At 65.9% G+C, this 18,476-nt stretch carries 18 protein-coding genes; 2 read left to right on the top strand and 16 right to left on the bottom strand.

Annotated features, from left to right (window positions below):
- Positions 1-47: 47 nt before the first annotated feature.
- The 3 genes from AABD04_RS09660 to AABD04_RS09650 are packed head-to-tail and all read right to left on the bottom strand — an operon-like array spanning position 48 to position 3,559.
- A complete protein-coding gene (locus AABD04_RS09660; RefSeq protein ID WP_094635545.1) occupies positions 48-878 on the bottom strand; it encodes a transglutaminase family protein in 831 nt (276 codons plus the stop codon).
- 8 nt (positions 879-886) lie between these two features.
- Complete coding sequence (locus tag AABD04_RS09655; protein ID WP_032394562.1) at positions 887-1,861, bottom strand: alpha-E domain-containing protein; 975 nt, start codon at positions 1,859-1,861, stop codon at positions 887-889.
- Positions 1,862-3,559 (bottom strand): circularly permuted type 2 ATP-grasp protein, encoded by a 1,698-nt coding sequence (locus tag AABD04_RS09650; protein WP_374639538.1) that lies wholly within the window; start codon positions 3,557-3,559, stop codon positions 1,862-1,864.
- Between the two features lie 213 nt (positions 3,560-3,772).
- Here AABD04_RS09650 and rpsT point away from each other — a divergent pair, with 213 nt between their 5' ends.
- Entirely contained in the window at positions 3,773-4,033 is a 261-nt protein-coding gene (gene rpsT, locus AABD04_RS09645) for a 30S ribosomal protein S20 (protein WP_027497522.1), read from the top strand.
- 81 nt (positions 4,034-4,114) lie between these two features.
- On the opposite strand, the gene holA is transcribed toward rpsT, so the two are convergent.
- The 11 genes from holA to AABD04_RS09590 form a co-directional block, all read right to left on the bottom strand.
- Entirely contained in the window at positions 4,115-5,083 is a 969-nt protein-coding gene (gene holA / locus AABD04_RS09640) for a DNA polymerase III subunit delta (RefSeq protein ID WP_423228129.1), read from the bottom strand.
- A 57-nt stretch (positions 5,084-5,140) separates the two neighbouring features.
- Entirely contained in the window at positions 5,141-6,733 is a 1,593-nt protein-coding gene (locus AABD04_RS09635; RefSeq protein ID WP_341441027.1) for a ComEC/Rec2 family competence protein, read from the bottom strand.
- Positions 6,730-7,641, bottom strand: coding sequence for a ComEA family DNA-binding protein (locus AABD04_RS09630; RefSeq protein WP_341441026.1), 912 nt, complete (start codon positions 7,639-7,641; stop codon positions 6,730-6,732). Before AABD04_RS09630 ends, AABD04_RS09635 begins: the two co-directional genes overlap by 4 nt.
- Positions 7,642-7,722: 81 nt before the next feature.
- Positions 7,723-8,571: a DegV family protein gene (locus tag AABD04_RS09625; protein ID WP_341441025.1), complete on the bottom strand. Its 849-nt coding sequence runs from the start codon at positions 8,569-8,571 to the stop codon at positions 7,723-7,725.
- Complete coding sequence (gene octT / locus AABD04_RS09620; protein WP_341441024.1) at positions 8,568-9,320, bottom strand: diglucosylglycerate octanoyltransferase; 753 nt, start codon at positions 9,318-9,320, stop codon at positions 8,568-8,570. Before octT ends, AABD04_RS09625 begins: the two co-directional genes overlap by 4 nt.
- Positions 9,307-9,960, bottom strand: a complete 654-nt coding sequence (locus AABD04_RS09615; RefSeq protein WP_341441023.1) for a histidine phosphatase family protein — start codon at positions 9,958-9,960, stop codon at positions 9,307-9,309. The genes octT and AABD04_RS09615 overlap by 14 nt, the downstream gene beginning before the upstream one ends.
- Complete coding sequence (gene rsfS / locus AABD04_RS09610; protein ID WP_008715432.1) at positions 9,957-10,346, bottom strand: ribosome silencing factor; 390 nt, start codon at positions 10,344-10,346, stop codon at positions 9,957-9,959. The genes AABD04_RS09615 and rsfS overlap by 4 nt, the downstream gene beginning before the upstream one ends.
- Positions 10,343-11,056 (bottom strand): nicotinate-nucleotide adenylyltransferase, encoded by a 714-nt coding sequence (gene nadD / locus AABD04_RS09605; RefSeq protein WP_243594201.1) that lies wholly within the window; start codon positions 11,054-11,056, stop codon positions 10,343-10,345. Before nadD ends, rsfS begins: the two co-directional genes overlap by 4 nt.
- Positions 11,057-11,163: 107 nt before the next feature.
- Entirely contained in the window at positions 11,164-12,579 is a 1,416-nt protein-coding gene (locus AABD04_RS09600; RefSeq protein WP_341441022.1) for a vWA domain-containing protein, read from the bottom strand.
- 1 nt (position 12,580) lies between these two features.
- On the bottom strand, positions 12,581-13,462 hold the full coding sequence (locus AABD04_RS09595; RefSeq protein WP_037193103.1) for an AAA family ATPase: 882 nt from the start codon (positions 13,460-13,462) through the stop codon (positions 12,581-12,583).
- Positions 13,463-13,507: 45 nt separating this feature from the next.
- Positions 13,508-14,785: a glutamate-5-semialdehyde dehydrogenase gene (locus AABD04_RS09590; protein WP_341441021.1), complete on the bottom strand. Its 1,278-nt coding sequence runs from the start codon at positions 14,783-14,785 to the stop codon at positions 13,508-13,510.
- Between the two features lie 113 nt (positions 14,786-14,898).
- Between AABD04_RS09590 and AABD04_RS09585 the strand changes: the two genes are divergently transcribed.
- The gene (locus AABD04_RS09585) at positions 14,899-16,026 is read left to right on the top strand and encodes an NADH:flavin oxidoreductase/NADH oxidase (RefSeq protein WP_341442997.1); all 1,128 of its coding nucleotides are present in this window, start codon (positions 14,899-14,901) and stop codon (positions 16,024-16,026) included.
- A 4-nt stretch (positions 16,027-16,030) separates the two neighbouring features.
- On the opposite strand, the gene AABD04_RS09580 is transcribed toward AABD04_RS09585, so the two are convergent.
- Complete coding sequence (locus tag AABD04_RS09580) at positions 16,031-16,987, bottom strand: D-2-hydroxyacid dehydrogenase (protein WP_341441020.1); 957 nt, start codon at positions 16,985-16,987, stop codon at positions 16,031-16,033.
- 2 nt (positions 16,988-16,989) lie between these two features.
- Positions 16,990-18,420 (bottom strand): MFS transporter, encoded by a 1,431-nt coding sequence (locus tag AABD04_RS09575; protein ID WP_341441019.1) that lies wholly within the window; start codon positions 18,418-18,420, stop codon positions 16,990-16,992.
- Positions 18,421-18,476: the final 56 nt, after the last annotated feature.

Below are 18,476 nucleotides of genomic sequence, written 5' to 3'. Positions count from 1 at the left end.
GTCGTGCGCGTTGTGCGTAGCCACAGCTACGCACAACGCGTACGGCATCAGGCGAGGCGGGTGATCTCCACGACCACGTCGAGAGCCGTGGAACCGCCGCCGGAGAAGATGCCCTTGAGCGGTGGCACGTCGGCGTAGTCGCGGCCGAGTCCGACCGATACGTGCTGCTCGTTGACGGCGATGGCGTTGGTCGGGTCGTAGCCCCACCAGGCACCGGTCCAGGCCTCGATCCACGCGTGGCTCTGACCCTCCACCGTCGCACCGATCGCCGCTTGCTTCTTCGGGTGCAGGTAGCCCGAGACGTACCGGCTGGGGATGCCGACGCTGCGCAGCATCAGCAACGTCAGGTGGGCGTAGTCCTGGCAGACGCCCTTCTTCTCGGACCATGCTTCGACGGCCGAGGTGTGCACGCCGGTGGTTCCCGGCACGTAGGACATCTCCTGGTTGACCCAGTTGGCGATCTCCACCACCGATTCCTGCGGCGGTAGGCCTTTGGACAGCTTCTTCGCCACCGACGCGAGTTGCCTGTTCTTCGGCACGTACTCGGTATTGTCGAGGACCTCGTTGAAGCGGTCGATGACCGGATCGCTCGCGAGTTCCTCCCAGGAGGCGTTCTCGTCCGGGTAGACGAAGGGATCGGTCTCGACCACCGACGATCCGGTGACCTCGAGCTCGGTGTGCGGTGCGTGCAGATCGAACGCCGTCACTGCGGTGCCCCAGTAGTCGGTGTAGCGGTAGGAACGCGTCACCGGGTTGGTCTCGACTCGGTTCAGAATCACGTTCTGCCGATTGTCACTTCGCGGCGTCAACCGAGCCTCGTTGTACGACGACGTCACCGGTGCGTCGTACTGATAGCCCGTGGTGTGCACGACACGCATACGCCAGCTCACAGTTCACCTTCCAATTGATCTTCGAATGTTCCGGAACCGGCGTCGGTCCACGCCACCCACGGAGCGGCGTGGAAATACTGCTTGGAGATTGCATCACCGAGCTCACGGCAGGTTTCCTGCAGGGAGAGCAGGCGCTCCTGCAGATCGTCGAGAATTTCACCGGGACGGAGGAATTCGAGTTCGCTGCGAGCGCGACCGAGTAGACGCTGCGCCTCTGCGCGCGCACCGACTCGACTGTTGGGCTGATGGTCGAGCTGATCCAGCGAACGCTCCGCCTCGTTGAGCGCGTAGAACACCGATCGCGGAAAGAGCCTGTCCAACAACATGAATTCCAGTACTCGCTGTGCATCGAGCGCGCCGCGGTAGGTGCGCAGGTAGGTGTCGTGAGCACCGGCGGAGCGAAGCACGGTGACCCACGCCGGCGACGACGGCCGGTCACCGGCTCGCGAGAGCAACAACCGAACGATCATGTCGATGCGCTCGACCGAGCGACCGAGCAGGAGGAAGCGATAGCCGTCGTCGTGACTGAGGGTGGAGTCCGCGAGACCGGCGAACATCGCGGCCCGCTCCTCGATGTAGCTGAAGAACTCGGCCGGGCCGGTGCGCTTGGACGCCCTGATGCGTTCGTTCAGCCCGTTGTACGTGGTGTTCAAGCACTCCCACATCTCACTGGACGTGACTTCACGCGCACCGCGGGCGTTCTCACGGGCACTCGACAGTGAGTCCACGATCGAACCCAATCCGTCGCGGCTGAAGGCGACGACCTCGGTGAGCGACCACACGTCGAGCGAGACGTCCGGTTCGTGCTTGAACCCGAGCACTCGCAACAACACTCGCGAAGTGTGGTCGGGATCGACCGTGGCGTCTTCGAGAAGCTGGTGGACGGTGACGTCGAGAATGCGGGCCGTGTCGTCCGCCCTCTCGACGTACCGCCCGATCCAGTAGAGCGACTCTGCGTTGCGCGCGAGCATTTACTGTCCACCGCCGTTCGAGTCCGAGTTCGTTGCCTGCTGCTGTTGTTGCTGTTGCTGCTGCTGATTCATCTGCTGGTCCATCGTCAGCTCCGGGCCCTGTTCGGCCATGGGCGACTCCGGCGGAACGCTGACGATCTCCTCACCCGCGAGTTCCTGCTCCTCCTGAGAGGTTCGGGTGGCCAGCACCCAGGTGTCCTTGCTGCCGCCGCCCTGGCTCGAGTTGACCACCAGGGATCCCTCCGGCAGCGCCACCCGGGTCAGGCCGCCGGGCAACACCCAGACGTCGTCACCGTCGTTGACGGCGAACGGCCGCAGGTCGACGTGGCGGGGTACCAATCGGTCGCCGATCTTCGTGGGCACCGTCGAGAGCTGCACGACGGGTTGCGCGATCCAGCCGCGCGGATCTGCGCGGACCTTCTTGCTGATGGTCGCGAGTTCCTTCGGCGACGCGTCGGGGCCGAACACGATGCCGTAGCCGCCCGAGCCTTCCACCGGCTTGATGACCAGCTCGTCGATGCGGTCGAGCACCTCCTCGCACTCGTCCTCCAGCCAGCAGCGGAACGTGTCGACGTTGGCCAGCAACGGCTTCTCGCCCATGTAGTAGTCGATGATCGTCGGTACGTAGGTGTAGACGAGCTTGTCGTCGCCGACGCCGTTTCCGACGGCACTCGAGATGACGACGTTGCCTGCGCGGGCGGCGTTGACCAGACCTGCCACTCCCAGCACCGAGTCGGGGCGGAACTGCATGGGGTCGAGATAGTCGTCGTCGATGCGTCGGTAGATGACGTCGACCTGACGCTCGCCCTCGGTGGTGCGCATGTAGACGATGTTGTCTCGGCAGAACAGGTCTCGTCCTTCGACCAGCTCGACGCCCATCAGTCGTGCGAGCAACGAATGCTCGAAGTACGCCGAGTTGGCCACACCAGGAGTGAGAACCACCACAGTCGGGTCGGCCTCGTTCAGGGCTGCCGATGCGCGCAGTGCCCGCAGTAGGTGCGAGGCGTAATCGCCGACGGCGCGGACGCGGTGGCTCGCGAAGAGGTCGGGGAACACCCGGGCCATGGTGCGCCGGTTCTCCATCACGTAGGACACGCCCGATGGCGAGCGCAGGTTGTCCTCCAGCACTCGGAAGGTGCCCTGGGCGTCACGGACGAGGTCGATGCCGGCGACGTGGATGCGCACACCGTTGGGCGGTGTGATGCCGACCGCTTCGCGATGGAAATGCTCGCAGGAGGTCACCAGCCGCTTGGGTACCACACCGTCGCGCAGGATCTCCTGATCGCCGTAGATGTCGGCGAGGAACATCTCGAGGGCCTTGACTCGCTGCTTGATGCCGCGCTCGAGCCGTGACCATTCGCCTGCCGCGATGACGCGGGGAACCTGGTCGAGCGGGAACGGGCGTTCCTGACCGGACAGGGAGAACGTGATGCCCTGGTCGATGAAGGCTCGTCCCAGCGCATCGGATCTCGCGTCCAGGTCCACTGCGTTCGCCGGGGCGAGCGCAGTGTGAATGCCCTTGTACGGACTTCGGGTGCGCCCGTCCGCGTCGAACATCTCGTCGAAGGCGAGACTGTACTTTCCGACGTCGGAATATCCTCCGAACACTCCGTCGACTTCGGGTTCGACACGATCCGCGGATTTGGTCTTGGTCGCTTTGGCCTTGGTGTTGGCAGGCGTTGCCGATCGCGGACTCATTCTGGCCATGTTGCTACAGAGACAGGAGTTAGGCGCGGTAGAAGCGTTAATTTCTTGAAACGCATCGTCGCCCCACTCCGGATTGGGTTCTGGCCGACCGTACTGGTATTCTCGATCTTCGGCGCAGGGCTCCATGCTCTGCAGCAGACTTCGGGCATTCCAGCATGGATCGCCCTGACCGGAATACCGACGAAGACAAGAAGGATTTTACGCGTGGCCAATATCAAGTCCCAGAAGAAGCGGATTCTCACCAACGAGCGTGCACGCCTGCGCAACCAGTCGGTGAAGTCCTCCCTTCGTACCGTCATCCGCTCGTTCCGCGAGGCACAGGCTGCGGGCGACAAGGACAAGGCTTCCGAGATTCTTCTCGATGCAGGCCGCAAGCTCGACAAGGCCGCCAGCAAGGGCGTCATCCACAAGAACCAGGCAGCCAACAAGAAGTCGGCACTGGCTCTCGCAGTCAACAAGCTCTGATACACCACTGAGCTCGATCGAGCCCGCTGCATCCGACAACGATGCAGCGGGCTTTTTCGTGCGCTGTGCACTCCGGCGACGCTACTTGCCGAGTGACGCGACCGCCGCCACCGCCTTTTCCACCGCGTAGTCGGCGTCCGCCGCTTGGCCTTTGACGTCGGCGTTCAGTTGCGCCACCACCCGCAGCGCCTGTGCGATGGATCGACCGTTCCATCCACGCGCCTGACCCTGCGCCTTCTTGATCTTCCATGGCGGCATACCCAGCTCCCCCGCCATCCGGAACGGGTCGCCGCGACCGGCCGAACCCACGAGCGCAATGGTCCGGACGGCATCGGCCAACGCATCGGCGAGCAGCACGTGCGCCACGCCCCGGTGCATCGCCCAGCGCAGGGCCTCGAGAGCGCCGGCCCGGTCACCGATCACCGCTTTGTCTGCGACGTCGAACCCGGAGACCTCGGCCTTGCCCGAGTAGTACCGACGCACGGCCGGGAGGTCGACCTTGCCGCCGGTATCGGATACCAATTGTGAGCAGGCCGAGGCCAGTTCACGGAGCTCGTTGCCGACGGACTCGACCACCGCCTCGATCACCTCGGCGCTGACCCGCACGTCGGCCGCACGGAACTCACCGCGTACGAAGTCGATGCGCTCGGCAGGCTTGGTCAGCTTGGCGCACTCGTGCACCTGCGCGCCACACTTCTGCAGCGCACCGACCATCGCCTTGGCCCGACCGCCGCCGGAGTGCATGACCACCACGACCGCTCCCTCGGGCGGATCGGTAGCAGCGTCGAGCACCAGTGCCGAGGCATCCTTGCCCGCCTCTGCGGCGGCCTCGAGCACCACGACTCGGTCCTCGGCGAACAGCGACGGGCTGAGTAGTTCGGCGAGTTCCGGGGCGCTGGCGTCACCGGTGCGCAACCGCGTGACCGGTAGGTCCTCCCCCGGAATCGCGGCGTTCGCGCGGACCTGAGCCACGATCGCCGCAACCGCGCGATCCATCAGAAGTTCCTCGTCGCCGAGAACCAGATGCAGTGGAGCCACACTCGAAGTCACGACCATGATCGTGCCATGAGCGGCCGACACTGCCGGCATCCGCTTCGTGCCGAGCGATCACCACAGCACGTGTGCCGTCCACGACGCGAGTGCCGCTATCGCCACCGCCGCGGCCAGCCACCTGAACACGGTGAAACGTAACGCCGCCAACAGCGCGGCCGTTCCGAATGCTGCCAGTGCGGCACCCCCGATGCCGTCGGGGACGACGACGCCCGCTACCGGCACCGACGCAGCCTCCTCTGCCACGGCGATCAACCACCACAGCGGCGCGGACGCCAGCTGTGCCGCCCATTCCGCGAGTGGACCGCTGAAGCAGGCGATCACCGCCGTGACGATGCCCACCACCGTGATCGGTGCGACGACCGGTGCCACCAGCACGTTCGCTGCGATGCCCACCACGCTGAGCGTTCCGGCCATGGCCGCGACCACCGGAGCCGTCACCGCGTGAGCCGCCGCGGCGACCGCCACCACCTCCGCGGCCGCCCTCGGCCAGCCACGGGCTCGAAGCCAGTCGACCCAGATCGGAGCGACGAGCACGAGTCCGGCGGTGGCGAACACCGACAGCACGAATCCCACATCCACCGCCAGCCTCGGCCACCATGCGAGCAGACCCAACACCGCGCCGCACAGCGCCGGAACCGCCTGTCTGCGTCGGCCGGTGACCAACGCCAGCAATCCGATCGACCCCATCACCGCCGCCCGCACCACACTCGGCGACGGCCGGGCCACGATCACGAACGCCACGAGTACGACGAACGCCACCACGACCGTCGCGCGGGGGCCGAGTCCGATACCCCGCAACACCAACAGAACCGCGCCGATCACGATGGAAAAATTCGCACCCGATACAGCCGTCAGATGCGTCAGTCCGGCCGCCCGAAAGTTCTCGGCGACCGTCTCGTCCAACCGCGACACGTCCCCGACCACGAGACCGGGTAGCAGACCTGCGCGATCCGGTGGCATCGAATTCTGCGCCACCGCAGCCAGGTTCGACCGGAAGGTGCCGGCTGCAGCAGAGATCGCCCCTGGCTCGTCCACGGTGACGGGCGGACCCGAAGTACGGATCACAGCGACGCTCATGTCCGGCCGGATCGGCGTACCGAGCCTGCCCCGCACGGTGATCTCCTGGCCCGGTAGCAATGCCGACCACTGTGCCTCCGGTGCCACGATCGACACCCGGCCGCCGACGTACAGTGCCTCGCCGCCCACGTCGACTCGCGTCGTCTCGGCCTTCAGCATCACCATCGACGGACCGGGAGCCGACAATTTTCGCGGGTCCTCCTCCAATCGCACCGAGGCGGTGATCCACGCTCGGTTCTCGGCAGCGACAGCCACGGGATGATCGGCCAACGACCGCATCTGAAGCCAGATCGCTCCACCGAAGCACAATGCCAGCACGATCACCGCGGCCGCACCGGACCGACTCGACCCCGACCAGGCGAGCCGAATCGACAACCGGTGCAGTGCAACTCCGACGAGCAGCACCACCGCAACCGCGGACGCGGTAGCAGCCAGGGCAGCACCGGGCCCACCGAGAATTCCGATCGCGGTGATCGACCAGCACACGGCGGCGGCCGGAACCAGCCGCACGTCGAACGGCAGACGATCCTCGGTCTGCGCCGCACCGGTGGATGCGGCAGCGGCGGTCATCCGACGTGCACCAGGTCGCGGATCCTGGCCAGTCTGCCGGGCCCGATTCCGTCCACCTCGGACAGCTGTTCCACAGACGCGAAGCGGCCGTTGGTCTCTCGCCAACTCACGATCGAGGTCGCGGTCACCGGACCTACTCCGGGCAATGCGTCCAGTTCTGCGACGGTTGCGGCGTTGAGGTCCACCGTCCCGCCCGGCGTGGCACCTCCGACACCGGCCGGTGCACCGCCGCTACCGGCTATCGGTGTTCCGATCCCGGACGTCGTACTGCTGACCGGTGGAGCTGCCTCCGGCGGAACGACGCCGACGACGATCTGATCACCGTCGGCTACCCGCGCAGCCATGTTCAGCGCCAACAGATCGGCACCCTCGACTGCGCCGCCTGCCGCCGCCACCGCATCGGCGACGCGCGAACCCGGTTGCAGCCGAACCAATCCGGGACGCGTCACGAGCCCGACGACGCTCACCACGAGTTCGGTCTCGGCGATCGGCACAGGATCGAGCGCGTCCCCCGGATCTACCGTGCCATCGGTACCCACCGTGTCGGTCGCGACCACGGCGAGCGGCGGTGCAGGTGCCGGTGTCGGTGCATCTCGAAACACCGCGAATGCCGCGACGAGCACGACGAAGACCCCGGCCGCCGCGAGTGCGAGTGCCCCCGGTTTCCCTGGGTCGACGCGGGCAGCTCTCCACCGCTGTGGCAGCAAGGACGACCACGGGGTGCTGGATCGCTGTGCTTCCGGCAACAGCCACTCCGGTTCCGTGGACCCGACGTCGGGTCGTCGGTCCTCGGGCACGACGCGAGCGGGGTCGGAATCATGTTGCCTGCGCACGGAGTTCAATCGCGCCACCGTGTGCGCCCGATCGTCGTTGCCGCCCATGCCGAAGGACGCTACTGCGCGCGACATGGCCCGATCGGGAAGGACGCAGGCCAGGAATTGCCCTGTGCACAACCCGGATGCTGTGGATGAACCGTGCGATAGACGCGGCTATCGGCGTCCAGGAGCCACGACGACACCGACCGCGCCCGGACCCACGTGGGCACCGAGGACGGCACCGAAGGGATACACGTCGATGCTGGTCGACTGCGGAATTCGGGAGGCCAGCATCGCGGCGACGTCCTCCGCGCGGTCCGGGCACAGCATGTGGTGCACCGCGAGCACAACCCCCGAATCGTCACCGACCTCGGTGGCGGCCGCAACTGCCGCGTCGACCAGCTTGTTCAGCGCTTTGGACGAGGTCCGCGTCTTCTCCCGCAACACGAGCGTGCCGTCGCTGATGTGCAAGACCGGCTTCATGGCCAGAGCCGTCCCGAGCAGCGCGGCGGCAGTACCGATTCGACCTCCGCGTCGTAGGTGGTCGAGTCGATCCACGACGATGAAGCATCTCGAGGTGGTCGACGCGGCGACGGCGTCGTCATAGACCTCGTTCAGTTCCGCTCCCCCGGCGGCCGTGGCGGCGGCAGCCAGCACCGCGAAGCCCAGCCCCATGCCTGCCGATGCGGAATCGACGACTCTGACGGCGGAGCCCACCTGCACGGCGGCCTGGCGCGCTGCCTCCCAGGTACTCGAGAGACCACGAGAGATGTGCAGGGCCACCACGCCCGCGCCTCGACTACGTTCGAGAGCTGCGGCGTAGACCTCGGTGAGTTCCCCTGGAGAGGCCCCCGCAGTGGTCACCTGCTTGCCCGAGGCGGACTGATCGGGAATCTCGTCGACGCCCTCGCGGTGGTCGATTCCGTCCACCAACACGTGCAGTGGCACCACCGCGATGCCTCGTTCGGCGGCGAGGGCGGCGGGTAAGCAGGACGAGGAGTCGGTGACGACGGTGACGGTCATGGCGTTCGAGTGACCGCCTCCGCGGCGACGGGTCGCAGCACCGTCAGCATCGCCTCCGCTACCGCGACATGGGCGTCCCAACCCCAATGGATACCGTCGGGATTCGCGTTCTCGGATTCGATGTTCGGCCGTACCGCGTCGGCCAGATCGACCATGGGAACGTTCGTCTCGGCGCTCCACGCGCGGAGCGCTCGCACAGCGGGTTCGCGACCAGAGTGCACCCTGCCGTAGGCGTCGCAGCGGTGCACCGACGGGTAGGTACCGATGACGGGGAGCTCCGGACGCACGTAGGCCAGTGCGGCGCGGGTCTGTTCGAGATACTCGACGCTCAGCCGCGGCGGCAGGGCCACCGGCCAACCGAGATGAGACAGAACAGGTTGCACCACTTGATATCCCGCGCGAACCACGCGCCGCAGGGCAGGCGGTCTGATGTACCGGATCTGCTCCCGTAGGGCGGTGGGCAACGGAGACGGGAGTGAATCCATGCCGCCGATTCCGAGCACGACGGCACCGGCACGGGGAATCGCTGCCCACACTCGCGGATCCTGGGTCAGTGCCCACCATGCGTCGCGACTCGTCCAGCCGATGCGCGCGACCAACTCGACCGTCCAACCCAGCTCCGCTGCAACGAGATTGGGCCACAACCGCGGGTCGTCGACCGGTAGCCCACCCTCGGGTCCGTAGTAGCTCAACGAGTCCGCGAGCACGAGCAGCGCGGGGCGCGCCGCCGTCTCGTCAGAGGACGTCACTGGCCACCTGCGCCGAGGCGTTCCACACATCGAGTCGCCAGGACGGATTCTCGCCGGGTCCGTGCGCACCGAGCTGCACCCAGCTGGTGTTGGCGAGGCCACCGAGCACCGGCCAGCGTTCGGTGGGCAGATCGAGCAGCGCGGCAGTCAGGGCCGCGATCAGACCACCGTGTGCGACGAGGACGAGTGGTCGCTGGTTGCCGTCGGCCCCCCACTCGGGAACGCCGGCCGCGAGTTCACGAACCAGCGGCACGCTGCGTCGGGCGACGTCGATGCGGCTCTCCCCACCGGGTGGGGCAATGGTGGCGTCGGCGCGCCAGGCCGGCCGTGCACCGGGCGCGATGTCGTCGACCTCGGTGTGGGTCAAGCCCTGCCACTGACCGAGATGGGTTTCGCGTAGGCGCTCGTCCACCGACACTGCAACACCCGACGCGTCTCCGAGGGCCGTTGCGGTGTCGAGGGCGCGCCGCAGATCCGACGAGACGATCTTGATCGGCTCACGCGTCGCCAGCTCGGCAGCGGCCGTCTTCGCCTGGCTGCGGCCGAGCTCGGACAGGTCGGTGTCGAGCTGCCCCTGCATGCGGTCGGTGGCGTTGTACTCCGTCTGACCGTGCCGAAGCAGGATGAGGCGTCGGATCATTGCTCCGATTCCGGAGCCGGGTGCTGTCCGAGACCGGGAACCTCGATGGTCGGGCAGTCCTTCCACAGGCGCTCGAGTGCGTAGAAGTTGCGCTCCTCGTTGTGCTGGACGTGCACGACGATGTCGGAGTAGTCCAGCAGCGCCCAACGGCCTTCCCTTGTGCCCTCGCGACGGACCGGCTTGTGTCCGGCCTCACGCAGCTGATCCTCGATGTTCTCGACGATCGAGTTGACCTGACGCTCGTTGGGCGCGGAGGCGATCACGAAGCAATCGGTGATGTAGAGCTGATCGGAGACGTCGAGAATCACCACGTCGCTCGCCAGTTTGTCGTCGGCTGCGAGCGCGGCGATCCGCGCCATCTCGGCGGCTTCGGCTGTTGCAGTCACTTCGGTGTACTCCCACTCGTATGGCTCGGGTTTGCGGTCATTGCGCTGGTGACCGACCCTGCCGGTTGCTTCTTCTGGGGCGCTGGTTCCGACATGGTGACGGATCCGTCGAGACGCTGAGCGCCTCGTGGTCTGTAGAGATTTCTCTTCGAGATGTATTGCACGACGCCGTCCGGTACGAGGTACCAGACCGGCCGATTCTCACCGGCTCGACGTCGACAGTCCGTCGACGATATCGCGAGTGCAGGTATTTCCATCAATGTGAGAGTGTCCGCGGGCAGCGACCGAAGGTGCTTGGCGAGATGTTCGACGCCGAGCTCGAACCCCGGACGCGAGACACCGACGAACTTGGCGAGCTCGAACAACTCCTCCCAGTTCTGCCACGTGAGGATCGATTCGAGCGCGTCCGCGCCGGTGATGAAGTACAGCTCGGCATTGGGATGCTGCGATCGCAGATCGCGCAGGGTGTCGACGGTATAGGTCGACTTCTCCCGGTCGACGTCCACTCGGCTCACCGAGAATCGGGGATTCGACGCCGTCGCGATCACGGTCATCAGGTAACGGTCCTCGGCCGGGCTGACCGTTTTCCCTTCCTTCTGCCAGGGGTTTCCGGTGGGGACGAAGATGACCTCGTCCAGACCGAATTCGTTCGCCACTTCGCTCGCTGCGACGAGGTGCCCGTGGTGAATCGGGTCGAAGGTGCCGCCCATCACGCCCAAACGACGAACGGACTGCGCACCGGTGGTCTCGCCGGGATCGGATTCACGCTGCACAACCGCCGATTCTACGTCCGGGGCACCACCGGGCGTCACACGCCTCACACCGGCAGCAGACGCGAGACCACGGTGGCGAGTTGCTGAGCGGATCGGCACTCGTGCATGGCGATCACGTCGGCGTACACCTTGGCGGCCGAATCGCCGGAACCCCACTGCGATTTCGGTTCGGGATTGAGCCAGTACGCATGCTTGGCCACCGACACGATGTGCGCCAACGCAGGCAGCTTCGGATCGCGGTAGTTGGTGCGTGCGTCGCCGAGAATCAGCACCGAACTACGACTGGTGACCGCGTGCGCGTACTTCTCGTCGAACGTCGTGAGGGCATGGCCGTAGTCCGAGTGCCCGTCGTACGTCACGAGATCGGACTCGCGGACGATGCGGCTCATCGCGGCACCGAGATCGGACCCGGAATCGAAGAACCGCGTCACCTCGTCGGTGGAGTCGACGAACGCGAAGATCCGCACGCGCGAGAACTGCTCTCGCAGCGCGTGCACCAACAGCAGCGTGAAGTTGCTGAAACCTGCCACCGAGCCCGAGACGTCGCACAGCACAACCAATTCGGGGCGGGCTCGACGCGGCTTGCGCTCGACCAGGTCGATCGGGATGCCGCCGGTGGACATCGACTTGCGCAGCGTGCGACGCAGATCGATGGAGCCGTGCCTGCTTCGACTGCGCCGCACTGCAAGTCGCGATGCCAACAGCCGGGCCAGCGGTGTGACGTTGCGTCGCAGCGCTGCCATCTCCATGTCCGAGGCTCGCAGGAAATCGACCTCCTCCGCGAGCTTGGGAACCCCGTAGCTCGCTACCCGCTCCCGGCCCAGCTTTTCTGCCGACCGTCGCCTCGTCTCGCTCTCGACCATCGTGCGAAGGTCTGCGATACGTTGCGCTGCAGTCCGTTTGGCCACTTCCGATTCGTAGTCGTCGGTGGGACGATCGGGTGCATCGTCACTACGGCCGAGCAGGCCGTCGAGAATCTTGCGCAGCAACGTGTCGGGCGCGACGTCGCGCAAGGCCTGGTATGCCGAGAACGAGGGCCCGTTGGAGGACTTGTACTGCCCGAGTTCCTCGACCATCTGCGCCGCCAGCATCTGGGTCAGCTCCGCGGCCTCGGCCGAATCGTCCGAGAGCAGTTCCACCAACAACTCGCGAAGCGCATCGATGTCCACATCGCCCGCATCGGTGCGGGGCAGCGCAGTGTCGATCTGGCCCGAGTCCCTGGTGCCCGATGCCACCGGAAACCACAGGTCGAACAGGGCGTCGAACACTCCGCGATGCGTCGGACGGCGCAGCAGTGCGCAGGCCAGACCCTCGCGCACGGCCTCCCGATCGAGCAGGTCGAGGACCGACAGGACGCGTCCGGCATCGACCGTCTCCGACGGCCCCACCGAAATTCCACGCCGACGCAGCGCCTCGACGAAACCGACGAGGTGACCGGGAATTCCGTGCGGGGCCTGCATGTCAGTTGAGCCGGAGTTCGGCTGCCGCGCGCACCTGGTCCGACTGATGCTTGAGGACCACACCGAGGGTGGAACGAACCGCGTCGTCGTCGAGGGTGTCCATACCGAGAGCCAACAGGGTGCGCCCCCAGTCGATCGTCTCGGCCACCGAGGGCAACTTCTTGAGCTGCATCGCTCGCAGTACCCGCACGGTCTTGATCATCTGCTCGGCGATGGCCTCGGGCAGTTCGGGAACCCGGCTGGCGAGGATCCGGCGCTCGAGGTCGGCGTCGGGAAAATCGAGGTGCAGGAACAGGCAGCGACGCTTGAGGGCCTCGGACAGTTCACGAGTGGCGTTGGAGGTGAGCACCACGAACGGCGTCCGCTCGGCCACGATCGTGCCGAGCTCGGGAATGGTGATCGCGAAGTCGCTGAGTACCTCGAGCAGCAGTCCTTCGATCTCGACGTCGGCCTTGTCGGTCTCGTCGATGAGCAGAACCGTGGGATCGGTACGGCGAATCGCCTGCAGTAGCGGCCGCGCCAGCAAGAACTCCTCGGAGAAGACATCCAGCTTGGTCGAATCCCAATCGGCAGCGGTACCGGACTGGATGCGCAGGATCTGCTTGGCGTGATTCCACTCGTACAGCGCACGGGCCTCGTCGACACCCTCGTAGCACTGCAGCCGCACCAGTTCTGCACCGGTCGTCTGTGCCACGGCCCGGGCCAGTTCGGTCTTGCCCACCCCCGCCGGACCTTCGATCAGCAGCGGCTTGCCGAGGCGATCGGCGAGAAATACCGACGTGGCGGTGGCCTTGTCGGCCAGATAGCCCGTCTCGGCGAGACGCCTCTGGACGTCGTCCACGCTGGCGAACAGCGGGGGTGTCGTCGGTAGGGCACGATCCATGTCACAGCTCCTGGTGATCGGGTCTGGGCGATGCGGCGATGGGCGTCAGTCTCGGACGTGCCCGTCGCCCCACACGGTCCATTTCGTCGAGGTCAATTCGGGCAATCCCATGGGTCCGCGCGCGTGCAGCTTCTGAGTCGAGATACCGATCTCGGCTCCGAAACCGAACTGCTCTCCGTCGGTGAACGCGGTGGAGGCGTTGACCATCACCGCGGCCGCGTCCACCCGCTGACTGAACTCGCGCGCGGCACCGATATCGGTGGCAACGATCGCCTCGGTGTGGCCGGTGCCGTACCGGTCGATGTGCTCGATCGCCTCGTCGATGCCGCTCACGACCTTCAGCGCGATGTCGAGCGAGAGGTACTCCTGCGACCAGTCCTCGTCATTTGCGGGAACGAGCCCGGGCAGGTCCCCGTGCACCGTGACGCTGTGCATCTGGAATGCCTGCAGCAGCCGCGGCACCAGGGTCTCGGCGATCGCGGCGTCGACCAGCACGGTTTCGGCCGCGTTGCAGACACTGACTCGACGAGTCTTGGCGTTGAGCACGATCTTCTCGGCCGTGTCCGGGTCGGCAGAGGAGTGGATGTACACGTGGCAGTTTCCGACGCCGGTCTCGATGGTCGGGACCGTGGCATCGCGCACCACCGCGGCGATCAATCCTGCGCCACCCCGGGGAATCACGACATCGACCAACCCGCGTGCCTGGATCAGGTGGGTGACTGTTGCGCGGTCTGCACTGCCGAGCAACTGCACCGCGGCCTCGGGCAAGTCATGACTGCGCAACGCACCCTGCAGGGCATCGACGAGCGCGGTGTTGGACTGTGCGGCCGACGACGAACCCCGCAGCAGCACCGCGTTACCGGACTTGAACGCGAGACCGAACGCGTCGACGGTGACATTGGGGCGTGCCTCGTAGACCATGCCCACCACGCCCAGTGGGACCCGCATCTGCCGGATCTCCAGCCCGTTGGGGAGCGTCGAACCGCGGATGATCTCGCCGATCGGATCGGGTAGCCCGGCCACCTGTCGCAGTCCCGCCGCGATGCCGTCGATCCGCGATGCCGTCAGTCGTAGCCGGTCCAGCAGCCCCTCGTCGGTCCCCGCTGCCCGTGCGATCTCGATGTCGGCCGCATTCGCGGCCAGGACGGACTCGGCTGCGGCTACCACTGCATCGGCAGCGGCGTGCAGCAGGGAGTCCTTCTGCGCGGTAGTCAGCAGCGCCAACGTACGCGAGGCGGTCCGCGCCCGACGAGCGGCCGAGTGCACGTTCTCACGCTCGTCGACGGTCGTGGTCACCGATGCGGCCGAGACGGAAGCAGTCATGAACTACACACTAATGGGGGCCGGGAATGAGCCGCATCGCCGCGTCGTTGCAGCACAGCGTGGAGATCGCCGACGTCGCCGACGTCGATACCGACAGACCGGAGGAACCACCTGTGAGTGCCCTGTTCGAGCCACTGACATTGCGCGACGTCACCTTTCCCAACCGGGTGTGGATGGCACCGATGTGCCAGTACTCGGCCGACGACGCGGGCGACGATGTCGGTGTCGCAGGCGACTGGCATCGCACCCACCTGGTGAGCCGGGCGATCGGCGGTGCAGGCCTGATCATCACCGAAGCGACTGCGGTCAGCCCCGAGGGCCGCATCAGCCCGTCGGACCTGGGCATCTGGAACGACCGTCAGGCCGATGCACTGGCGAAGATCGTCGCCGAGATCTCGTCTTTCGGTACCGTTCCCGGCATCCAGCTGGCACACGCGGGCCGCAAGGCCTCGACCGCGGCACCCTGGTTGGGGGGCAAATCTCTGCCGGCCGAGGATCCACGGAGCTGGGAGACCGTCGGCCCGTCCGCAGTGGCATTCGGTGACTACTCGACCCCACGGGAGGCGACGGCCGAGGACATCGCGAAAATCGTTGAGGACTTCCGAACCGCCGCGCAGCGCGCACTGAAGGCAGGATTCCAGGTAGCCGAGATTCACGGTGCGCACGGCTACCTGCTGCACCAGTTCCTGTCTCCTGCCAGCAACACCCGCACCGACTCGTACGGCGGCGATTTCGCAGGCCGCACACGGCTGCTGCTCGAGGTGGTCGACGCGGTGCGTGAGGTATGGCCGGAGAATCTTCCGGTGTTCGTTCGCCTGTCGGCAACCGATTGGCTCGACGAGCCCGAGAACACTGAGAACGCCGGGTACACAGCCGAATTGGAGGCCCCGAGCTGGACGTCGGATCAGACGGTGGCGTTGTCGCAGATCCTCACCGAACACGGAGTCGATCTGGTCGATACCTCCACCGGCGGCAACGTACACGCCAAAATTCCGGTCGGTCCCGGCTATCAGGTTACGTTCGCGCGGCGCATCCAGAACGAGACGACGATGCCCGCCGCCGCGGTCGGCATGATCACCGAACCGAAGCAGGCCGAGGACATCGTCTCGCTCGGTGAGGCAACGGCTGTTCTATTGGCACGCGAATTGCTTCGTGACCCGTACTGGCCGCGACGCGCCGCGCGTGAACTCGGCGTCGAGATACTCCCGGCCGTTGCGCCGCAGTACGAGCGGGCCTACTGAGAGTTCAGACCACGAACCCGAGCTTCTTGTCCACGACGTTGAGCAACGGTTCTCCCCGCGAGTACCGACGCGCGTTGTCGGCGAACACTTCTGCGAGTCGCTGCTTCCACCCGGAGGCATCGCCGCTCATGTGCGGGGTCACGATCACGTTCTCGGCCGTCCACAGCGGATGGTCGGCCGAGAGCGGCTCGGTCTCGAACACATCGAGCGCGGCACCTGCGATGTGCCCGCTGTCCAGGTGTGCCAGCAATGCGTCGGTGTCGAGCAACTCCCCGCGGCCCACGTTCACTATGCGCGAGCCGGGCTTCATCGCAGCCAGTACCGAATCGTCGACCATTCCCCTCGTCCGATCGGTCAGCGGGGCGACCAGCACCAGGTAGTCGGCCCGAGCTACCTCCGACACCAGATCGGCACTGGCATGGACGGTGCCGAAATCTCGGTCGCCCTCTCGTGCCGTGCGGCCCAGTCCCGAGACCGACATTCCCACCGCTGTCAGCAAGCTCGCGATGGCGCGCCCGATCGCTCCGGTGCCCACGATCATGGCGTGGGAACCGTCGATACGCTCGGTCTCGCGGTGCTGCCAGACCTTCGATTGCTGCAGTGCGCGCGAACGTTCGGAGTCCTTGGCGAACGCCAGAATCTGCGCCAGCACGAACTCCGCGATCGGCCTGTCGAACACTCCCCGCGAATTGGTCACGATCACATCGGAATCGACCAGCTCGTCGAACATCAACGAGTCGACGCCTGCCGCCGCGATGTGAATCCATTTCAACGAGCCGCAGCGCGGCCACGCTGATCGGACTGCGGGAGAAAAGAAGTCCCACAGCAGCAACGCATCGGCACCGTCGACAGCGTCATCGAGGGTCTCGGCGGTGGCGTACCGGATGTCGGCGACCTCCGCGACGGAGTCGAGTCCGTCAGGAAGGTCGCCGGCGTGCAGCACGACGAGGACCGGTGCCACTGCTACTTCTTTTTGTATCCGACGAGCTCGACGCCCGACGCGGCCACCTCGTCGTCGTTGTCACCGGGGCACTGGGTTCCGCGAAGCGAGCGGCCTGCGGTTTCCGGCATCAACAGAATCGGCACGAAGGCGATGGCAGCCGCGATCATCATGTACCAACCCGGAATCAGATTGGACCCGGTTCGGTCGATCAGGAACGTCAGAATCAGTGGAGCCGTACCGCCGAAGAGCGCCGTCGAGACGTTGTATCCGATGGCGAACGCTCCGTAGCGCACCTGAGTGGGGAACAGCGCGGGCAGGGTCGACGACACACAGGAGCACATGATGACCAACAACACTCCGAGACCGAGCAGGCCGATACTCTGGCCGATCAGTCCGGTGTTGATGATCAGCAGGAACAGCGGAACGCTGAACACGAAGTACCCGACGCAGGCCACCAGCAGCAACGGCTTTCGGCCCACCCGGTCGGACAGAGCGCCGATCGGGTTGATGATCGCCATCATGATGATCATGATGGCCACGAGGGTGAAGTTGGACTGAGTCGTGCTGTGTCCCAATGTGTCGCTGAGGTACGAGGGCAAGAACGTCAGCACCGTGTAGTAGGCGATGTTCAGTAGCAGGACGAATCCCATCAGGATCAGGATCCGCTGCCAGTACGTCATGGTGGCCTTGAGCGAGGTGACGGCTCCACCTGCACCCTCTTCCACCGTCCCGCCGTCTTCCTTCGCTTCGGCGAACACCGGAGAATCCTCCAGCCTGGTCCGCAGCCACAGCGCAACGATGCCCAACGGGAGAGTCACCAGGAACGGGATTCGCCAGCCCCAGGCCTCCATGGTCTCGTCACCGAGCCCGACGTTGAGCAGGGTGCACAGGGTGGCACCGCCCACCGTGCCTGCGAGGGTTCCGAATTCGAGGAACGACCCGAAGAACCCGCGGCGCTTGTCGGGCGCATATTCGGCCATGAACACTGCTGCGCCGCCGTACTCACCACCGGTGGAGAAGCCCTGCACCAATCGGCAAACAAGCAGCAACAACGGTGCGGCGATGCCGATGGTGTCGAACGTCGGCAGCACACCGATCGCCGCCGTAGCCAGCGTCATCATCGAGACGGTCAGTACGAGGACCTTCTGACGACCGATGCGGTCGCCGAGCGGGCCGAGCACGATGCCGCCGATGGGCCGAATGATGAACGATGCAGCCAACACGGCGAACGTGGAGAGCAGGTTCGCTCCCCCGTCGTCGGAGGGGAAGAAGTTGGCGGCGATGTAAACGGCCAGGTAGCCGTACACCGCGTAGTCGAACCACTCGACGGCATTGCCGAGCGCGGATCCGCCGATGGCGCGGTGCAGGATCTTGGTCTCATCCGGGCTCAGAGTGTCGGTGCTCGGGGGATATCCGGTCGGCGATGTTGCCGACCCTGATTTTTCGGTCACGGTCGAAATACCTCTCGCTTTTGTGGACAAAGTGGAGCGTCGGTGTGGTACTTCGC

Source organism: Rhodococcoides navarretei, from assembly GCF_038069675.1.
Lineage (GTDB): Bacteria > Actinomycetota > Actinomycetes > Mycobacteriales > Mycobacteriaceae > Rhodococcoides > Rhodococcoides navarretei.
Note: the sequence above shows the minus strand (reverse complement) of the source record. Positions and strands in the feature narration are given on the sequence as shown.

Excerpts from the sequence above, each read along its gene's own strand:
- AABD04_RS09660 (WP_094635545.1), bottom strand. The coding sequence starts at position 878 with ATGCGTGTCGTGCACACCACGGGCTATCAGTACGACGCACCGGTGACG.
- AABD04_RS09655 (WP_032394562.1), bottom strand. The coding sequence starts at position 1,861 with ATGCTCGCGCGCAACGCAGAGTCGCTCTACTGGATCGGGCGGTACGTC.
- AABD04_RS09650 (WP_374639538.1), bottom strand. The coding sequence starts at position 3,559 with ATGAGTCCGCGATCGGCAACGCCTGCCAACACCAAGGCCAAAGCGACC.
- AABD04_RS09635 (WP_341441027.1), bottom strand. The coding sequence starts at position 6,733 with ATGACCGCCGCTGCCGCATCCACCGGTGCGGCGCAGACCGAGGATCGT.
- AABD04_RS09630 (WP_341441026.1), bottom strand. The coding sequence starts at position 7,641 with ATGTCGCGCGCAGTAGCGTCCTTCGGCATGGGCGGCAACGACGATCGG.
- AABD04_RS09625 (WP_341441025.1), bottom strand. The coding sequence starts at position 8,571 with ATGACCGTCACCGTCGTCACCGACTCCTCGTCCTGCTTACCCGCCGCC.
- AABD04_RS09615 (WP_341441023.1), bottom strand. The coding sequence starts at position 9,960 with ATGATCCGACGCCTCATCCTGCTTCGGCACGGTCAGACGGAGTACAAC.
- nadD (WP_243594201.1), bottom strand. The coding sequence starts at position 11,056 with ATGGGCGGCACCTTCGACCCGATTCACCACGGGCACCTCGTCGCAGCG.
- AABD04_RS09600 (WP_341441022.1), bottom strand. The coding sequence starts at position 12,579 with ATGCAGGCCCCGCACGGAATTCCCGGTCACCTCGTCGGTTTCGTCGAG.
- AABD04_RS09595 (WP_037193103.1), bottom strand. The coding sequence starts at position 13,462 with ATGGATCGTGCCCTACCGACGACACCCCCGCTGTTCGCCAGCGTGGAC.
- AABD04_RS09590 (WP_341441021.1), bottom strand. The coding sequence starts at position 14,785 with ATGACTGCTTCCGTCTCGGCCGCATCGGTGACCACGACCGTCGACGAG.